This window comes from Sedimenticola hydrogenitrophicus (assembly GCF_029017505.1).
GTDB lineage: Bacteria > Pseudomonadota > Gammaproteobacteria > Chromatiales > Chromatiaceae > Sedimenticola > Sedimenticola hydrogenitrophicus_A.
Genome location: NZ_JAQGEI010000007.1, coordinates 124,188 through 140,710 on the forward strand (window position 1 = coordinate 124,188; position 16,523 = coordinate 140,710).

The window sequence follows — 16,523 nt, forward strand, 5'->3', positions numbered from 1 at the left end:
ACTATCCCGACGGCTACAGTCCCTTTACCCATACGCACGGGGCTCATGTCCCGCACAAACGTTGCGTAAACAAACCTGGTAAAAGGGACCGGCGCTGAATTGCACTTACTTAAGGCGAATTGCAGGATTTTCGTCATTCCATCCTTAGGTCCGTAACCGGTGCGTCCCTGCACCACTTCTCCGGCGCAGGCCGGAATCCAGGAGCACCGCCACCATTAAGCAGTCTGGATGCCATCCTTAGGTCCGTAAACGGTGCATCCCTGCACCACTACTCCGGCCTGCGCCGGGATGACGGTGGTTCTTGGCTTAAGTACGTGCCATTCGGGCCGGCGTCATCTCCCGCCCCGATTCCATTTCAGCGACAACCGCCCTGGCCCAACAGTGTCCGGGCCTGCTGCTGCTGCTGGGGGGTAAGCACGGAGTGCAGGTTCTGCAGCGCGTTAGCGACCTGCTGCCGTGACTCCCACATGGCCCGATGCTGAGCGTTGTGCGCGGCCGGATCATACCCCTGGCCCGACCACATGGTCTGGTGCATCGCCTGGCCCTGGGCAACATGGGACTGCAGCGCCTCGGCATAGCTGTTCCAGGCTGCTTCCTGATCCGCTGTGATGCCCAGCTCGGCTTTTACCGTTGCCAGACGCTCCGCCGGATTCACTCCCTGCTGCCCCATCATGCCGGGACCCATCATGCCGGGACCCATCATGCCGGGACCCATCATGCCGGGACGACCCATCATGCCGGGACGACCCATGATGCCGGGACCCTGCATCATGCCGGGGCCCTGCATCATGCCGGGACCACGTATCGTGCCGGGACCCTGCATCATACCGGGACCACCCATCGTGCCGGGACCACCCATCGTGCCGGGACCTTGCATCATGCCGGGACCACCCATCGTGCCGGGGCCCTGCATCATGCCGGGACCACCCATCGTGCCGGGGCCCTGCATCATACCGGGACCACCCATCGTGCCGGGACCCTGCATCATACCGGGACCGCCCATCATGCCCGGGCCTTGCATCATACCGGGACCGCCTTGCTGGTTCGGCGCGCCATAGCCTGGCTGCATCATATTAGGATTGGTATAACCGGGCTGCATCATGCCGTATCCCCCCTGGGGATTTTGGCCCTGATACATCATCCCGGGCTGTCCATACATGCCGGGGCCACCCTGGTAGCCGTAGGGGTTCTGCGCCAGCAATACACCGGTCACAGCGAGACCCAAGCCAAGACCAACAGCCAGCACCAGTGCTTTTGGATTCGTTCTCATTTCAATCTCCTTATCGGTTGTTGCTGATCGAGCGACCGCTCTCTCTTGGTCATGAGTAAACCATAGTAGTGTAGCGCAGTGTTGCGACATCGGACCGAAAAGGTAGCGAACTGTTTCAACCCTCCAAACTGTTACACTTTGATACATTAAAACGTCACAGGCCCGTTTATAACTGGCATAACACCACCGAGTCAGACAAGATGACGACGATTGACCACATACTGATAGTTGATGACGATCCGGAGATCCGCGAGCTGTTGGCCACCTATCTCACCAAGAGCGGGTACCGGGTGTCGGCGGCCCGGGACGGCCATCAGATGTGGCAGCAACTGGAACGCAACCGGATCAATCTGGTGGTACTGGATGTGATGCTGCCGGGCGAGGACGGCCTGATCCTGTGCCGTAACCTGCGCAGCAAGTCGAATGTGCCCATCATCATGCTGACGGCCCGGGGCGAGGAGATGGACCGGATTCTCGGGCTGGAGATGGGCGCGGACGACTACCTGCCCAAGCCGTTCAATCCCCGCGAGCTTCAGGCGCGCATCAAGGCGGTCCTGTGGCGCGCCCGCAGCCTCCTGGAGAGCCGCCCGGAGAGCGGCGAAAAGATCCGCTTTTCCGGCTGGACCCTGGATACCGCGGCGCGCCACCTGGTGGCGGAGGACGGCGTCATCGTCTCCCTCAGCGGGGCCGAGTACAAACTGCTGCGCATCTTCCTCGACCGGCCACGCCGCGTACTCTCGCGCGACCAACTGATGGGCCTGCTGGAGGGGCGCGACTGGACACCGGATGAGCGTACGGTCGATATCCAGATCAGCCGCCTGCGCAAACGCCTGCGCGAGGATGCCCGGGAGCCGCAACTGATCAAGACCGTGCGTGGCGAGGGCTATGTCCTTTCCGCCAAGGTGGAACAGGCATGATTAATCTGCAGGAGAGGCCATTTTCACGGTCATACGGCCCCGAACTCCTCGAACCAACCGCGAAGCACGCAAAGCGCGCAAAGAGATTCAATGGCTTACCTGAATCCACAGGTGTCGGAGTCAAACCAGCCTCCTGTCGTGCGTCGATTCACCGGACCGAGCCCGGTTTGACTCCGACACCTCAGGCACAATTCGAGGAGTGGGGGATCGAAATAAATCAAACCGTTATTTTCTTGGCGTCCTTGGCGGTTGGAATGGGGTTTTCAGGATGAACTGGCCGACCTACCCGCGCACCCTGTTCAGCCGGCTGGTGATCCTGCTGCTGTTCGGGCTGGTGCTGGCCGAGCTGATCACCGCCCTGGTCCTGACCAGTGACCGGGGCAACGTGATCCAGCGGGCCGTGGGGATACACAGCGCCCAGCGCCTCGCCGGCATTGTCAAGATCCTCGATCCGATGTCACCCGCACAGCGCCTGGAGACGGCAGCGGCCCTGGATGCGCCCGGCACCCGCATCAGCCTGACCCTGCCCCCCGTGGAACGGGGAGACAACCACGCGAGCGGCGACAGCGCCATCTTCCTGACCGCCCTGCGCTACTACCTGGAGGAGGAGCGGGAGACACGTTTCGCCCTGGCCGGTACACAGGCGGATGGCCAATTCAACCCGTCGCGCGAGTTGCCCATGGGCATGGGGATGAATCCCCGCATGCAGGAGATGATGCATCAGCACCTGGCCGAAGCGGGGCTGATCCTCCCCAGCCAGGGGAGACACCTGATCCAGGTGCGGCTAAGGGATGGCCAATGGGTCAGTTTTGGCGAACAGTTGCCGGAGGGGCCCACCGCCTGGCCACTGCGCGTCACCGTGGCGCTCGGCCTGGTGCTGCTGATCCTGGGCCTGGTGGCCCTGCTGGCGGTGCGCTGGATCATCCGGCCACTGGCCTATCTGGCGGAGTCGGCTCGGGCCCTGGGAGAGGATCTGCAGCGCCCGCCGCTGGCGGAGGAGGGCCCCGATGAAGTGCGCGGCACACTGCGCGCCTTCAATGCCATGCAACGGCAGATCCGCCAGTTCGTGGATGAACGTTCCCGCTTCCTGGCCGCCATTTCCCACGACCTGAAGACGCCGATCACCCGCCTGCGCCTGCGCTCGGGGCTGCTCGACGATGCCAACCTGCAGGCCAAATTCGAACGCGACCTGGAGGAGATGGAGCTGCTGGTCCAGGGCATTCTCGACTTCATGCGCGACCAGACCGGGCGCAGCGAGAAACAGGCGATGGATATCAACGACCTACTGGAGATACTGCAGATCGATGGCGAGGAGTCCGGCGCCCGCATCACACTTCACGGTCGGGCCGCCCGCTCCTTCCACTGCCACCCGGTCTCCATGCGACGCCTGATCACCAACCTGGTGGACAACGCCGTGAAGTACGGCGGCCGGGCGGATATCGAGGTGGAGGATTCTGTTGAATCCCTGAAGATCACCATTGCGGATAACGGCATAGGGATTCCCGAATCCGATCTCGGACGGGTATTCGAACCTTTTACCCGGGTGGACGACTCCCGCAGCAAGGCTAGCGGCGGCACCGGCCTGGGACTCTCGATCGCCAAGAACATCGCCCAGGCCCACGGCGGTACCCTGAGCCTGAGAAACCGGGAGGGCGGCGGCCTGATCGCCGAGGTCATACTGCCGAGAACCCGGGACATTTCTGCCGCAGACCGGGGTTAGCTGAAATTACGGCGCTCCCGTCAATATCCGAGCCCCGCCCGATCGACTGTCCGAGAACGTAGGGTGGATAAGCCGGTAGGCGCATCCACCGATGACGGTGGTGGATGCGCTGACGCTTATACCATCCTCAGGTCCGTGAACGGTACATCCTTGTACCACTTCTCACCCTACACCGGGGTCACGAAACCGTGGTGGCACCCCCGCCACGAGGACCGATCCGGTGCCGGCGTGGATTAACCACACTCCCAATGGAACTTTTTTCCAAACTACGTCTCTGTAAAAGAGTATATATATCAAGTACCATTGAACCGACATCATCTACCTGGTAGCCGAAAGAGATCGCCGCACCCGATGAGACTACGCCCCCATCGCCTTGCATTGCTGACGCTGATAATGTTTTTGGCCCTGCTGCCATTAACGCTCAGTTATGCGGCGTCGGCGCTGGAATCCGCGGTAGACGGCAGTCACAGCATGGATTGCCAGGGCGATGACTGCGACATGCAGCATGCCATGCCGGGAGAGGACGAGGAGTGCTGCCAACAGCAGTGTGATTCCTCCTTCGGCTCGCAGATCTGCAGCGAGCGGACGTTGACCCTTGAGGCCAGCCCCAGCGACAGCTATGTGGAAGCAGCTACGCCGGAAACACCGACACCCCTGCCCGACCGTCTGCTAAGACCCCCACTCCACTCCGCCTGACAGACCACCGGCCAACCACCGGTTGCCGTCCCTGTCCGCTCCGGACAGGCCGTCGGCGAATCCGTGATCAGCAGCGACCGATCCCTTGTGGTTCAGGCAACCGCTTAATGCGCCGCGGTTGCCCGCTGCCTGATCAGCACAGCACCCAGCAACACCGAGCCTGAACATGAAAAAGTACCTTGCCCTTGCCGCCCTGCTGCTGCTTGCCGGCTGCGAGGCACCGGACCCGGCGGAACGGCGTGCCGCCCTGCACCTGCCGCCCCCCGACTTTAAAGGCGAGCCGGCACAGGGAGCGCAGCTGTTCTCCGCTTATTGCCAGGCCTGCCACGGCACCAGCGGGGCCGGTACGGATCAGGGCCCGCCGCTGGTCAACGATGTGTATCGGCCGCAGCACCACGCCGATTTCGCCTTCCACATGGCGGTACGGGACGGAGTGCGTCAGCACCACTGGGGTTTCGGCGACATGCCGGCGGTTGCCGATATCACACCGGAGCAGACCGAGCACATTGTCGCCTACATTCGCCGGGAACAGTCAAATGCGGGCATCCGCTAGACGGGCGCAATCGGTATTTCCATGAACCTTAACCAGACCCATCAGGCATCACTATGATCGAACTCTCCGGTATCAGCATCCTCTCCGCCTTTGGCGCCGGACTGATCTCTTTCCTCTCGCCCTGCGTGCTGCCCCTGGTGCCTGGTTATCTCTCCTACATCGGCGGCCAGTCGCTGGAGGAACTACGCACCTACGGTCCATCGTCAAAAGAGACCCTGATCATTCTCGGCCTGAGTCTCTGCTTCGTGCTCGGTTTCTCCACCGTCTTCATCGCCTTCGGCGCCAGTGCGACGGCCCTCGGCCGGCTGCTGATCAGCTACCGCTACGAGATGAACATTGTCGGCGGCATTATCGTGATCGTCTTCGGCCTGTTCATGACCGGCATCGTGAAGCTCAACCTGTTGCAGCGGGAGCTTCGCATCCACAGCGCGCTGCCCGGCGGCAAGGCCCTCTCCTCCTACCTGCTGGGCCTTGCCTTCGCCTTCGGTTGGACACCCTGTATCGGCCCGATCCTGGGCGCCATCCTGACCGTCAGCGCCACCTCGGGGCTGATCGGCAGCGGCACCACCCTGCTGGCCATCTACTCTATTGGACTCGGCGTTCCGTTCATTCTCGCCGCCCTGTTTACCGACCAGTTTCTGCATCACGCCAAGCGCTTCCGGCGGCACGGCCCGCTTATCCACCGGATCGCCGGCGTCATCCTGATCATTATGGGCATTGCCATGGTGACCGGTTACCTGAACCGCATGTCGATCTGGTTGCTGCAGAACCTGACCTGGTTCAACAACCTGGGCTAGCGTGCCGGTTCATCCACGCAGCCCGACCCTGTTTACAACCACTTTCTGTTCAATGGCCATAGCCAATCGAGGACCACATGAGAACTACCGAAATCATCCAGATCGTCGTCATCTCTTCCGCCCTGCTGGGTGGCATTGCGGTTGCGGTGGGAAAGTTCACCGGCTCATCTTCAGCGCCGTCCACGGCCGACATCAAGGTGCCTGAGTTGTCCCGGTTGGCCAGCAAGGGGAAGGTTGCCTACAACAACAGCTGCAGCAGTTGCCATGGCGAGAACGGAGCGGGCAGCCAAGCCGGCCCGCCGCTGGTGAATGATGTCTACAACCCCGGCCACCACGCCGACGAGGCGTTTTTTCGCGCGGTGAAGAACGGGGTGAAACAGCATCACTGGCCCTTCGGCGACATGCCCCCACGGCCGGAGGTGTCACAAAAAGAGGTGGCCAACATTATTGACTATGTGCGCGAACTGCAGGAGGCCAATGGCATTGTCTATCGGGCGCACCGCATGTAGCCGGTCCCGCAGGGTGTCGTTGCTGGCAGAAAAAGCGGTGAGCCACAATGCGGGTAAGACGAACACCCCGGCACCTTCCCGGTACCGGAACGGTAAAGGTTCATTACTCTCGCCAAGACGCCAAGAGCGCAAAGATGAAACGCAGCAATCGGTTTTCCTTGGCGTCTTGGCGAGAGTCCATTTGCCATCTGTCATCCTAAGGCGCTCGACCCATGCATAGGTCAACCCAGACCAGTCCCCCGGTTGAGCCGGTGGATCACCCTGGCATTCAACGCTGCTTGTGGCTGCCGTCGCACAGGGGTTTGTGACCAGACCCCTTGCAGCCGCAGAAGTAGACCGTCCCGGACTCCGTGGCTTCGTATTTGATCGGGCGGAACTCGGTGACCTTGTGGGAACCGTCGCAGAATGGTTGGGTTGCGCTCCGGCCACAGGCACACCAGAAATAGGTCTTGCCCTGCTCCACTTCCACGGCGAAGGGGCTATCGGCGGCGCGTACGGGTTCACTCATCTCCTGTTGCTCCTCGATCCGGCCGCGACTCAAGCAGTACGGCTCGCCCTAAGCTTAGCCCATCGGCAGGCCGTAATATGAACAGGATTTGTGTTGAAAATCAGATCGCAAACATCGCTTCCAGGTCGTGCCGCGAGTAGGCCTTGAATGCCAGCATGGTGTCGGTCTTCTCGATGCCGTCGATCTTGACCAGTTGCTCGGTCACCAAGCGGGCCAGATCGTCGTTTTGCGCGACGCGCACGATGGCCACCAGATCATAGTTGCCGGTTACCGAATAGACCTCGGACACCTCCTGCATCTCGGCCAGCTCCTCGGCGATCTCATTGATCCGGGTACGCACCACGTTCAGTAGGATAATCGATGTAATCATCGGCTTGATCTCCTGGGACGGTAATGTTGGGTTCCACAACAGGCAGGGGGCCTCGTCTCCCCCTACCCACTCCGCTGCTTTGGGTAAATTCTCGCACAGGACGCTTCATCCGATCCACAACCGGAAGCGGACAAAACGGGCATACACTCCGCTCGCGGGATGGGCAGGGCGCCACACCCCGGCAGCGGTCCATGGTCGGCACGGAAACCGGGCGTGGCTGCAACCTGGCCGGTTACATGGCCATTTCGAGATCATCCTGGACCCGGTCGATTCCGGCCTGGGCGCAGGCCTCGTCGGTCTCGCCGGAAGGCGCGCCACTCACCCCCACCGCGCCCAGCAGCATGCCGCCGGCCTGGATCGGCAGACCGCCGGCGGACATCACCAGCCCCCGCACCCGACCGATCGGGGTATTGGCACGGGACACCAGCTGGGAAGTGGCGGCATTGAAATTGGCCGCGGTGAAGGCCTTCTGCCGGCTGATCTCCACGGTGATGGGCGCGGCGATGGTATCCCGCGACATCGCCTGAATGACACCGTCACGGTCGACCACCGTGACCCCGATCTGGATCCCCTCCTTGCGGCAGGCATCGATGGCGCCCTGGGCGATCTCCCGGGCCGTCTCCAGGGTGAGGCGCTGGATATTGACCGTGCGGGATGCCTCGTCGGCGGCGGCGGGAAACGACAGGGCCACCAGACAAAGGACACCCAGGCTTCTGTTTTTATTCATTTTCATTATCTCCTCCTGTGAGCTTGCACCGGCCATTGTAACGGTTTACCGCGGCAACAGAATTGTGGAAAACCTCAGTATTGTCGCAGTCACCTTGCCCACCGGCCTCTCAGAGCCTCAACCAGCCCCGCCGATGGATCCAGGTCACCAGCATCCCCAGCAGAAACGCCAGTCCGACATTCCAGATGGCGCTGGCGGCGGTGATCAGGGTGATGAACCGCTCCGCTTTCCGCGGGTCAAGCCGGCCGCTACCGAGTGCCAGTTGCGAACCGGTGATGAACAGGATCACCCCGAGTATGGCGGTCGGCAGCAGGCCCAGCAGCAGCTCCACCGAACTGCTGAAAAACAGCGCGCCCAGCAGCAGGATGATGCCGAGTATGATCGGCGCGCCACCGGTGCGGGCGCCGAACGCCACGTGCCCGGCCATGCCGCCGGCCCCGTGACACATGGGCACCCCACCCACTGCCGAGCCAAACAGATTCATCAGCCCGGTGGAGACCGCCACCCCCCGGTCGCTTACCGGCCGGTCCGGAAACAGCCGGTTGTTCTCCTCGCGGATCGCCAGCAGCGCATTGCCCAGGGTGAGCGGTAGCTGGGGCAGCGCCAGGAACAGGGTACCGGTCAACAGATCGGCCCAGGTGAGCTCGGACAATGCAAAAGCCGGCAGGCGAAACTCCATGGACACCGTCGCCAGGGCATCGAGCGTGCCGGGATTGAGCAGCACACCGCACAGCAGCCCGAACACCAGCAGTGCCAGCATGGCGGGGACCCTCCGGCTGCTCAACAGCAGAATGGTTCCGGTCAATCCGGCCGCCGCGATGTACCAGTGGGCGGCCATCAACTTCACCCCTTCCAGCATAAAGCTCATGCCCAGCCCGAGGATGATGCCCATGAGCACGGGGCGGCTGACCAGCCGGCCGATTCGCTCGGCGGTGCCGCTGAGCCCCAGCAACAACCAGATCAGGCCGGTGACCAGTCCGGCGGCAAAGATGGCCGGTACGGTCACGGCGATATGGGCCCCCTGGGTCGCCACCACCGCGCCGATCGCCTTCATCGGCTGCACCGGAAACGGTGTCCGGTAATAGGCGCCGCAGATCATCAGCACCACGCCAAACGCAAACAGCACGCCCAGTGGATCAACCTTGGCCACGCTGATATAGGCGACGACAAAGGGGATCAGGGTACCCAGGTCGCCAAAGGCGCCGGCCCACTCCATGCGGTCGAAGCGGTTGCGCGGCCGATGCGGGGCGGAGCCGTGCTCCCCGCCCGGTCGCGCGGCGGCCGGCCGGTCCGGGTTCGCGTCCCTGTTCCCTTGCGTATCAATCACGGCATCTCCTGTGGTCGCGCCATCCCTTCAACGGGCACCTTCAGAGCGACGCCCAGGCGGTCAGATAGACCACCGAAATATAGCGCAGCGCCTTGCCGGTGCCCACCAGCAGCAGGAACGGCCACAGACGCACTTTCATGGTACCGGCGATCAGGGTCAGGGCGTCACCCACGACCGGCGTCCATGCCAACAGCAGGCTCCAGATACCGTAACGCTGAAACCAGCGCTGTGCCTTGTCGATCTGGTTCTGATTGAAATAGAACCAGCGGCGATCCTGAAAATGCAGCAGATACCAACCCAGCAGCCAGTTGACCACCGCGCCAAGGGTATTACCCAGCGTGGCGATCGCCACCAGCGTGGCCGCATCTCCCCCATCCCGCAACAGGGCAAACAGGATCGCTTCGGAATAGAACGGAAATATGGTGGCGGCCAGAAAGGCGGAGCTGAACAACAACAGGTAGGAGAGGATCATGCCTTATCCTGCAACAACCTGCGAAACAGCGCAATCCGCGATGGCGGGTACAACGGGTGTGGCAGATGCCACTGTGCACCGAAGCTTCGGTGCTCCGTGGTGGATTCCACTGCCGGGACCATCCGGTACAGCCCCAACCCACCCTGAGATCAGGGGAGGGCCAATCTAAACGGCATCCTCCTAGGGAGGCGAGACCCTGCCGTGTCGCTCGGTCGCCTGCAGGCCCGGCGGTTGACTCCGGATTTGGGCGCAGGGAAAATGCGCCTTTCTCAGTGGTCTTGCCCAAGGCTGCGTCAGTGCAGAACCCATATAATCATGAAGAAAAATATCCCTGCCGCCGTTTCTCTCCTCCTGTGGACGCTTGCCGGCTGCGTCTCGCCTACTCTGAAACAGGGCGAGGTCGCCCAACAGCGCACCGCCGAGGAGAAGGCCTACCAGAGCCGGCTGCAGGTGGAGCGCATCTTCGAGTACCAGAAGCAGATCGAGCGCCTGGGCAGTCCGCTGCTCAAGGCGGCATTGCCGTTCTGCAAAGAGGACCAAGCCTCCAGCCTCGGCCTCTATGCGGACAACATCGAGGCCTGGTCGGGAGAGTACCGGCTGGCGGCGACGGAGCTGTTCGGGCTGGACCAGGCGCTGAAGGTGACCTTCGTGCAGGAGGGGTCGGCCGCAGCCAGGGCCGGTCTGCGGAGCGGGGACATTCTGCTCAGCGTCGACGGCAGGACGACCCTCGGCGGTCCCGGGGCGCCGACCGATTTCGCGCGTCTGGTAGCCAGGTCGCGGGAGGGGGGCGAGGCGCGGGAGCTGGCCCTGGAGGTGCTGCGTGAGGGCCACAGCGAGACTCTGCGCGTACTGCCCGATGAGGCCTGCGGTTACCCCCTCAACGTGCTGATGCACAACGCCATCAACGCCTATGCCGATGGCGATCGCGTCTACATCACCTCGGGGCTGCTGCGCTTTGCCGAGCGCGACGAGGAGGTCGCCCTGGTGCTGGCCCACGAGATCGCCCACAACGCCCTGAACCACATCGAGGCTAAAATCGAGAACGCCCGCTCGGCCAGCATCTTCGACCTGGTCGCCGCGGCCTACGGCATTAACACCTCGGGCCTGTTCGCACGCCTGGGGGCGAACACCTACAGCAAGGAGTTCGAAGGGGAGGCCGACTATCTGGGCCTCTACATCCTGGCGCGGGCCGGCTTCAGCCTGGACGGGCTGGACGGCTTCTGGCAACGGATGGCCAGCGAGGACCTGCACAGCAACCGCGATTCCATCCTGCGCAGCCACCCGATCACCGCCGAACGGGCGGTGGCCATCCGCCAGTCCATCGCCGAGATCGAGGCCAAGCGGAAGGCCGGGGAGCCTCTGCTCCCCAACCAGTGATCCCGGGTATGCGGCCCGCCCGTTCAGCCCTGGTCGTCTTTCACCAGTCCCAGGGTCTTGGGCAGGAACTTGTCGCCGAAGGAGGTCTTGGTGCTGGTGTCGAGCAGTTCGCGCAGTCCCTTCAGACCGTTCTGCTCGATCTCCCTGGCGGAGTCCTCGAAATCGTAACTGGTGTTCAGCGACTCGATGGAGCTGAACAGCGACTGGTTGGTGCGCAGATCGGTCACCGTGAGGGCGTAGGGGAAGTACACCAGGGAGAGGCCGGTCAACGAATAGGCGGTGATGTTGATGTTCAGTCCTCGCGCCGAGATCAGGTAGTCGATGCCCTGATCGAGTAGGGCCTGGCGCAGTTCCTGCGGGACACTGAAGGGGGCGACGCCCCGGTCCGGGTCGGTGGCCTGGTAGGCGGCCATCTGACCCTGGAGAGCCTTTTGTTGTTCCGGCGTCAGCAACGCGTCGACGGGGGTGGTGTCGATGCTGCGACCCTGGAATCCCCGGGCGAAGTCATGGCTGAGGTCCCGGTCGATATCCCACATGCCGGCGAACTCGGAGGTGATGCCGCGGGTCTCGATGTAGAAGACCTTGTAGACCTCCTCCTGGTAGCTGAGGCGTTTTTCCGGATAGACGAAGGCCATCGCCGAGCGGCCGGCCTTGAAGCCCTCGATGTCCGGGGCCTCCATGGGCTTGGTTTCCATGCCGACGCAGCCGCTGAGCAGCAGGGCAAGTGCGGCGATTGCCAAAAGGGTCTTTCTCATTTTCCAGTCTCTCTTCTCGGTGGTTGTGCCGGTCACTGTTTGGCCTGGACAGTCTTGTTGGGGGTGCGCACGTCGAGCAGTATCCCCTGGTCGTCGAAGACGTAGACCACGGCGGCATCCTTGAACTCGTACTGCCCGTCCTCGCCGGTGCTGGCCTGGAAGGTGGAGACGGTGCCGGCCCCGGTCGGCACGGCGTAGGTGATACCCATCAGCTCGGCCTCCTCCCGGTAGCCCCAGAACTCGCGGCCGGTGGCCTCGGAGCGGCTCATGTTGGCGGGCAGCCCCAAGGTGTCCGCCACCTGGCTCTTGTGGGTCTCGCCCACCGTGAAACTAACCTCGGAGAGCGAGGCCTTGTTGCCGATAGTGGGGGCGCAAGCAGCCAGGGTGGCGGCGATGAGCACGGTCATCAGGATCCGATAGAGCATCCTAGTCCTCCAGGGTGTGGTCAGTGCGATGATGATGATGAAGGGTAGGAAGAATAAACACCCTTTTTGCCCACGTCCAGTGGTCGTTTGCCGTCGCCCCCCCGGTCCGCGACAGGCAGGCGGGGTGTGGGTCGGTGTTACTGGCTCGGGTGCTTAGGACCCGCCCACTGGCGATCAACGATCGGTATCGGGCAGGCTGAAACGGCCGGACTCCTCCAGATGGACGAAGGGCATCAAGCCGCCGACATCGAGTCGCGCCTTGAAGCGGTAATCGAGACTGGCGCGCTGACGTGAGAACAGGTCACCGAACAGACGCACGCTGCCGAACAGATTGGGGCTGGCTTGAATCGTAAAGTTCGCCATGCCGTAACCGGGCACGCCGGGCAGATCGGCAGTGGCGCCGCTGAGAATCCGGTGTCCCTCGACCTCGAGGGAATAGCTCATGCCCTTTAGCGACAACGCGGTCCGGTTGGGATTGATCACCTGAATGCCAATATCGAACACCGGCGCCTGACCGGTGGATTCCGGCGCCAGGGCGAAAGTGGTGATATTGACCTGGGGCTTTTCGTAATCGCGCCAGAGACCGGCACAGCCGCTCAGCAGCAGGGAGAGCAGTAGCGCAAAGGCGGCGGGTCGAAAGCTGGGCATCATTATTCTCCGCTGGGTATTGAATCATCCGCTGCCTGCCTGTCCCGAGCGCGGGCCGGTCCCGACCATCCCCTCAACCATAGCGCGGGGCAAACATGATGATCCCCATGCCCGTCAATGCCACGGCGGAGCCGATCAGGTCCCAGGGCGTCGGCTGAACGCCATCAACGGCCCAGAGCCAGAGGATGGCGACAAATACATAAACCCCGCCATAGGCCGCATAGACCCGACCGGCGGCGGTCGGATGCAGGGTGAGCAACCAGGCGAATGCCGCGAGACTGAATGCGGCAGGCACCAGCAACCAGGCGGACCGGCCCTGGTTAAGCCACAGGTACGGCAGATAACAACCCACGATTTCCGCCACTGCGGTGATCAGAAAAAGGCCAAGCGTTTTCACTTCAGTCATGCTGCATCATACTGTCGCCCGTCTCCTCCGGAAGTCCCAGCGCATCGAGTATCTTTCCGGTTTCGCTAACAATCTGCTGGCGCTGCATGATCAGTGTATGGGGTATGATGGCTCGGTACTTTTCCGGCAGCACGGAACCGTTGGCGGAGATGATCTCATCCAGTTCCTCTGCCAGCGCTTCGGTGAGTCGCTCCTCGCCGTTCTCCGCCGGCTCCATCTCATCCGCCCCGGCTTCAACCACCTCTTCTACCGGTTGATTCATCAGCGAGACACTATAAAAATCGGCGATCTGGGTGACCCCGACACGGGTGCAGAGCAGCCGCTCGTCCAGGGTATCGAGGGGCAGGTGATAGTTGTGATGATTGGCGACGATATCACTGATCGCCTTGGGGATTTCCCAACGTGCACAGGCCTCGGCACCGACCCGGACATGATCGACACCGCAGATATTGATCTCGGCATCCAGCAACTCGGCCGGGGTCGTCCAGTGATTTTCATCAATCCGGGCTGGCCCTTGCGGAACCGCCTGAAAGATGACGAAGCGTCCGATATCATGCAGCAGCGCACCCAGATAGATGATTTCACTGTCCAGGTGCAGATCGGGCATCACTTCAATCAGTTTTCTGGCGATCACCGCCACCTGAACCGAATGGACCCAGAGATTACGGTCACTCTGACTGTTCGGTTCAAAGGAATCCATCAGCGACAGGCTGGCGACGATCCCCGCGATCTGTCGGGAACCGAGTCGCGCTATGGCATGTTTGAGACTGAATTTCTCCGCCATCCGACTGGACAGGCAGGTCCTGGCGGCATACTGCACCAGGCGGATGGAGAACGTCGGGTCCTGCCGGGCCAGGTGGTAGACCTCGTCGAGAAACCGGTCATCATCCGGGCTCAGGATCAGCAGTTGCGAGACCACCGACGGCAGCAGGGGCAGGTCCGTTACCATGTTATTGATGGCAGCCAAATAGTGCTGTTTACCTGGCCCGCTACTATTCATGGAATTATCCACGTCTCCCCTATTCCAACAACAGCTTTCGATTGCGCCTTCACAACCTATAGTAGCAGATCCCGATCTAAGGACCCACGCAACACGCAGGCGCAGGATTCCACTATGCTGCTCGTATGGACCATTTCAGGAAATACAGCCCCATGTGGAGTCTGCTACTGACGGCGGCCGGCGCCTATGCCATCTTGCTGCTGATCGTCTATCTCGGCCAGTCCAGTCTGCTCTACCTGCCCGGCATCCCCTCACGGGAGCTGGCCGCCAGCCCCCGGGATATCGGCCTGCCCTATGAAGAGGTACGGCTGGTGACCGCCGACGGAGTAGCCCTGCATGGCTGGTACATCCCGGCCGAGGGCGCACGGGGGACCCTGCTGTTCTTCCACGGCAACGCGGGCAATATCTCCCACCGGCTGGACTCGCTGCGCATCTTTCATCAACTGGGACTCAGCATCCTGATTTTCGATTACCGTGGCTACGGCCAGAGCGAGGGAACGCCCAGCGAAGCGGGAACACACCAGGATGCCCTGGTGGCCTGGGACTATCTGGTCGACACCCGGGGTGAATCGCCGGATCGGATTGTGCTGTTCGGCCGCTCGCTGGGGGGTGCGCTGGCGGCCTGGCTCGCCGCGCGCGAGCAACCGGGGGCGCTTATCCTGGAGTCCGCCTTTGTCTCGGTCCCGGACATGGCCGCCGATTTGTACTGGTGGCTGCCAGCACGCTGGCTTGCCCGCCTGAAGTACACCACGCGGGACTATCTGTCCGAGGTGCGGTGTCCCGTGCAGGTGATACACAGCCCTGACGACGAGATCATCCCCTATCGGCACGGCCGGTCGCTCTATGCCGCGGCCCGACATCCCCGGACCTTTTTGCAACTGTGGGGTGATCACAACACGGGGTTCCTCATGAGCGGAGCGACCTATGTCAACGGTCTCGATGCCTTCCTCACCGCGCACCTGTCCGGTGGGCGGATTGCGCCGCGCTGACGGCCTGCCGGCGGGTATCGGCAGATCAGCGCGGCAAGTAAAAGGGCCTGCCCTCCTGCATTCGGCCATCGTTGAACTCTTGACACGCCCCCCCGTTGGTGGTTATAGGTGGCGTGCGCTGTTCCCGTTCCCATTCTGATAACAACCAGGACGAAGGAGGAGTGGCCGTGAAAAATGGCCACAGAGCCAATAAATGAGTTATGAAATAGTACTGCAACTGGAAGACACGGCAGGTGCCCTCGCCCGGGTGATGAGTTGTCTGCGTAAACTGGGGCTGGGCATCGACAGGCAAAGCTTTGAAATACGCCCCGAGGGTGGTCGCAATCTGATCCTGGAGGTCAATGGTCCGCTGTTGAATGAAGAGCAACTGCGCCCGCCGCTGGAGTCACTGAATGGCGTGGCAAAACTGCTGAGTGGCGGAACAGCCGATACAACCGGCAGCCCGGCGCCGGGGGAGGCACCAGCCGATGGCCCCGCTACCCGCTATAAAGATAAAAATTCGGAAGCTGGTGATGCCGACATCCGCGATCGGATGCTGATCTTCTCCCTCCTCAGCCGTTACCCGAACATCTCCGGAAGGCTGGTGGAAATCAACAGCGCCATTCCCGAAGCTGAACGCGGGCTGCGGATGCGGGAACTGGGCGAGGGATTCGGCAGCCACCTGTACAAGAACCTCAAGGTGAATGGCGCGGTGAGCGAGCTGCGCTTCGCCATTGATCTGCTGCTCGTTCCCGCCCTGTCTCCCCTGGTGAACATATCAAAGTACAGCGAAGGGGTTCGGGTCAGTGGATATACCAGGAACATGAAACACGCGGCGCACAGACCGGAATGCTGCGAGTTCCTGGCCGGGACCATGCAAGGCCTGCTCGACAGCGCGGACACCCTGCCCGGCTATCGGGTGGACAAGGTCGGTTGCACCCATCACGGCGCGGACAGCTGTGAGTACCAGTTGTCCCCGGCCTGAATACCGTTAACTCAAATTTCGGAGTTCAGTTCCAGACAGCGGGCGGGCCACCCCCTTGCCGGGACCGTCAGAGGCAGGAGGAGTGGTACAGGG

The 16,523-nt window shown here is 62.2% G+C and carries 20 protein-coding genes; 9 read left to right on the plus strand and 11 right to left on the minus strand.

Going from position 1 to position 16,523, the window contains the following annotated elements; genetic code table 11:
- Positions 1-355 precede the first annotated feature (355 nt).
- Positions 356-1,270, minus strand: a complete 915-nt coding sequence (locus O9K64_RS06070) for a Spy/CpxP family protein refolding chaperone (RefSeq protein ID WP_275097180.1) — start codon at positions 1,268-1,270, stop codon at positions 356-358.
- Between the two features lie 200 nt (positions 1,271-1,470).
- On the opposite strand from O9K64_RS06070, the gene O9K64_RS06075 reads away from it, so the two are divergent.
- The 6 genes from O9K64_RS06075 to O9K64_RS06100 all read left to right on the plus strand — a co-directional run bounded on the left by O9K64_RS06075 (position 1,471) and on the right by O9K64_RS06100 (position 6,462).
- Positions 1,471-2,187 (plus strand): response regulator, encoded by a 717-nt coding sequence (locus O9K64_RS06075; RefSeq protein WP_275097181.1) that lies wholly within the window; start codon positions 1,471-1,473, stop codon positions 2,185-2,187.
- Between the two features lie 268 nt (positions 2,188-2,455).
- Positions 2,456-3,907, plus strand: a complete 1,452-nt coding sequence (locus tag O9K64_RS06080) for an ATP-binding protein (RefSeq protein WP_275097182.1) — start codon at positions 2,456-2,458, stop codon at positions 3,905-3,907.
- A gap of 351 nt (positions 3,908-4,258) precedes the next feature.
- Positions 4,259-4,603, plus strand: coding sequence for a hypothetical protein (locus O9K64_RS06085; protein ID WP_275097183.1), 345 nt, complete (start codon positions 4,259-4,261; stop codon positions 4,601-4,603).
- Positions 4,604-4,769: 166 nt separating this feature from the next.
- Positions 4,770-5,156 (plus strand): c-type cytochrome, encoded by a 387-nt coding sequence (locus O9K64_RS06090; RefSeq protein WP_275097184.1) that lies wholly within the window; start codon positions 4,770-4,772, stop codon positions 5,154-5,156.
- Positions 5,157-5,209: 53 nt separating this feature from the next.
- A complete protein-coding gene (locus O9K64_RS06095; protein WP_275097185.1) occupies positions 5,210-5,953 on the plus strand; it encodes a cytochrome c biogenesis CcdA family protein in 744 nt (247 codons plus the stop codon).
- 77 nt (positions 5,954-6,030) lie between these two features.
- The gene (locus tag O9K64_RS06100) at positions 6,031-6,462 is read left to right on the plus strand and encodes a c-type cytochrome (RefSeq protein WP_275097186.1); all 432 of its coding nucleotides are present in this window, start codon (positions 6,031-6,033) and stop codon (positions 6,460-6,462) included.
- A gap of 268 nt (positions 6,463-6,730) precedes the next feature.
- On the opposite strand, the gene O9K64_RS06105 is transcribed toward O9K64_RS06100, so the two are convergent.
- From O9K64_RS06105 to O9K64_RS06125, 5 genes are all read right to left on the minus strand, one after another.
- Complete coding sequence (locus tag O9K64_RS06105; protein ID WP_260294539.1) at positions 6,731-6,970, minus strand: CDGSH iron-sulfur domain-containing protein; 240 nt, start codon at positions 6,968-6,970, stop codon at positions 6,731-6,733.
- Between the two features lie 100 nt (positions 6,971-7,070).
- Positions 7,071-7,340 carry an Lrp/AsnC family transcriptional regulator gene (locus O9K64_RS06110; protein WP_275097187.1) on the minus strand — a complete coding sequence of 90 codons (270 nt, stop codon included), beginning with the start codon at positions 7,338-7,340 and terminating at the stop codon, positions 7,071-7,073.
- A 232-nt stretch (positions 7,341-7,572) separates the two neighbouring features.
- Entirely contained in the window at positions 7,573-8,067 is a 495-nt protein-coding gene (locus tag O9K64_RS06115; RefSeq protein ID WP_275097188.1) for a GlcG/HbpS family heme-binding protein, read from the minus strand.
- A 109-nt stretch (positions 8,068-8,176) separates the two neighbouring features.
- A complete protein-coding gene (locus O9K64_RS06120; protein WP_275097189.1) occupies positions 8,177-9,394 on the minus strand; it encodes a putative sulfate/molybdate transporter in 1,218 nt (405 codons plus the stop codon).
- A gap of 40 nt (positions 9,395-9,434) precedes the next feature.
- Positions 9,435-9,866, minus strand: coding sequence for a YqaA family protein (locus O9K64_RS06125; protein ID WP_305793055.1), 432 nt, complete (start codon positions 9,864-9,866; stop codon positions 9,435-9,437).
- A 315-nt stretch (positions 9,867-10,181) separates the two neighbouring features.
- On the opposite strand from O9K64_RS06125, the gene O9K64_RS06130 reads away from it, so the two are divergent.
- Positions 10,182-11,243 carry a M48 family metallopeptidase gene (locus O9K64_RS06130; protein WP_275097190.1) on the plus strand — a complete coding sequence of 354 codons (1,062 nt, stop codon included), beginning with the start codon at positions 10,182-10,184 and terminating at the stop codon, positions 11,241-11,243.
- 23 nt (positions 11,244-11,266) lie between these two features.
- Here the strand turns inward: O9K64_RS06130 and O9K64_RS06135 are convergent, their stop codons facing one another.
- The 5 genes from O9K64_RS06135 to O9K64_RS06155 form a co-directional block, all read right to left on the minus strand.
- A complete protein-coding gene (locus tag O9K64_RS06135) occupies positions 11,267-11,998 on the minus strand; it encodes a hypothetical protein (protein ID WP_275097191.1) in 732 nt (243 codons plus the stop codon).
- Between the two features lie 32 nt (positions 11,999-12,030).
- Positions 12,031-12,423: a hypothetical protein gene (locus O9K64_RS06140; protein WP_275097192.1), complete on the minus strand. Its 393-nt coding sequence runs from the start codon at positions 12,421-12,423 to the stop codon at positions 12,031-12,033.
- A 174-nt stretch (positions 12,424-12,597) separates the two neighbouring features.
- Positions 12,598-13,071 carry an LEA type 2 family protein gene (locus tag O9K64_RS06145; RefSeq protein ID WP_275097193.1) on the minus strand — a complete coding sequence of 158 codons (474 nt, stop codon included), beginning with the start codon at positions 13,069-13,071 and terminating at the stop codon, positions 12,598-12,600.
- A 73-nt stretch (positions 13,072-13,144) separates the two neighbouring features.
- On the minus strand, positions 13,145-13,477 hold the full coding sequence (locus O9K64_RS06150; RefSeq protein WP_275097194.1) for a YnfA family protein: 333 nt from the start codon (positions 13,475-13,477) through the stop codon (positions 13,145-13,147).
- Complete coding sequence (locus O9K64_RS06155) at positions 13,470-14,477, minus strand: HDOD domain-containing protein (RefSeq protein ID WP_275097195.1); 1,008 nt, start codon at positions 14,475-14,477, stop codon at positions 13,470-13,472. Before O9K64_RS06155 ends, O9K64_RS06150 begins: the two co-directional genes overlap by 8 nt.
- A gap of 152 nt (positions 14,478-14,629) precedes the next feature.
- Here O9K64_RS06155 and O9K64_RS06160 point away from each other — a divergent pair, with 152 nt between their 5' ends.
- Positions 14,630-15,466, plus strand: a complete 837-nt coding sequence (locus O9K64_RS06160) for an alpha/beta hydrolase (protein WP_275097196.1) — start codon at positions 14,630-14,632, stop codon at positions 15,464-15,466.
- A 193-nt stretch (positions 15,467-15,659) separates the two neighbouring features.
- Positions 15,660-16,430 (plus strand): hypothetical protein, encoded by a 771-nt coding sequence (locus tag O9K64_RS06165; protein ID WP_275097197.1) that lies wholly within the window; start codon positions 15,660-15,662, stop codon positions 16,428-16,430.
- The last annotated feature ends 93 nt before the right edge of the window (positions 16,431-16,523 follow it).

Coding starts and splice junctions, on each gene's coding strand:
- O9K64_RS06125 (WP_305793055.1), bottom strand. CDS start 9,866: ATGATCCTCTCCTACCTGTTGTTGTTCAGCTCCGCCTTTCTGGCCGCC.
- O9K64_RS06150 (WP_275097194.1), bottom strand. CDS start 13,477: ATGACTGAAGTGAAAACGCTTGGCCTTTTTCTGATCACCGCAGTGGCG.
- O9K64_RS06100 (WP_275097186.1), top strand. CDS start 6,031: ATGAGAACTACCGAAATCATCCAGATCGTCGTCATCTCTTCCGCCCTG.
- O9K64_RS06085 (WP_275097183.1), top strand. CDS start 4,259: ATGAGACTACGCCCCCATCGCCTTGCATTGCTGACGCTGATAATGTTT.
- O9K64_RS06075 (WP_275097181.1), top strand. CDS start 1,471: ATGACGACGATTGACCACATACTGATAGTTGATGACGATCCGGAGATC.
- O9K64_RS06090 (WP_275097184.1), top strand. CDS start 4,770: ATGAAAAAGTACCTTGCCCTTGCCGCCCTGCTGCTGCTTGCCGGCTGC.
- O9K64_RS06160 (WP_275097196.1), top strand. CDS start 14,630: ATGTGGAGTCTGCTACTGACGGCGGCCGGCGCCTATGCCATCTTGCTG.
- O9K64_RS06135 (WP_275097191.1), bottom strand. CDS start 11,998: ATGAGAAAGACCCTTTTGGCAATCGCCGCACTTGCCCTGCTGCTCAGC.
- O9K64_RS06110 (WP_275097187.1), bottom strand. CDS start 7,340: ATGATTACATCGATTATCCTACTGAACGTGGTGCGTACCCGGATCAAT.
- O9K64_RS06155 (WP_275097195.1), bottom strand. CDS start 14,477: ATGAATAGTAGCGGGCCAGGTAAACAGCACTATTTGGCTGCCATCAAT.
- O9K64_RS06105 (WP_260294539.1), bottom strand. CDS start 6,970: ATGAGTGAACCCGTACGCGCCGCCGATAGCCCCTTCGCCGTGGAAGTG.
- O9K64_RS06130 (WP_275097190.1), top strand. CDS start 10,182: ATGAAGAAAAATATCCCTGCCGCCGTTTCTCTCCTCCTGTGGACGCTT.
- O9K64_RS06070 (WP_275097180.1), bottom strand. CDS start 1,270: ATGAGAACGAATCCAAAAGCACTGGTGCTGGCTGTTGGTCTTGGCTTG.
- O9K64_RS06095 (WP_275097185.1), top strand. CDS start 5,210: ATGATCGAACTCTCCGGTATCAGCATCCTCTCCGCCTTTGGCGCCGGA.
- O9K64_RS06165 (WP_275097197.1), top strand. CDS start 15,660: ATGAGTTATGAAATAGTACTGCAACTGGAAGACACGGCAGGTGCCCTC.
- O9K64_RS06080 (WP_275097182.1), top strand. CDS start 2,456: ATGAACTGGCCGACCTACCCGCGCACCCTGTTCAGCCGGCTGGTGATC.
- O9K64_RS06145 (WP_275097193.1), bottom strand. CDS start 13,071: ATGCCCAGCTTTCGACCCGCCGCCTTTGCGCTACTGCTCTCCCTGCTG.
- O9K64_RS06115 (WP_275097188.1), bottom strand. CDS start 8,067: ATGAATAAAAACAGAAGCCTGGGTGTCCTTTGTCTGGTGGCCCTGTCG.
- O9K64_RS06140 (WP_275097192.1), bottom strand. CDS start 12,423: ATGCTCTATCGGATCCTGATGACCGTGCTCATCGCCGCCACCCTGGCT.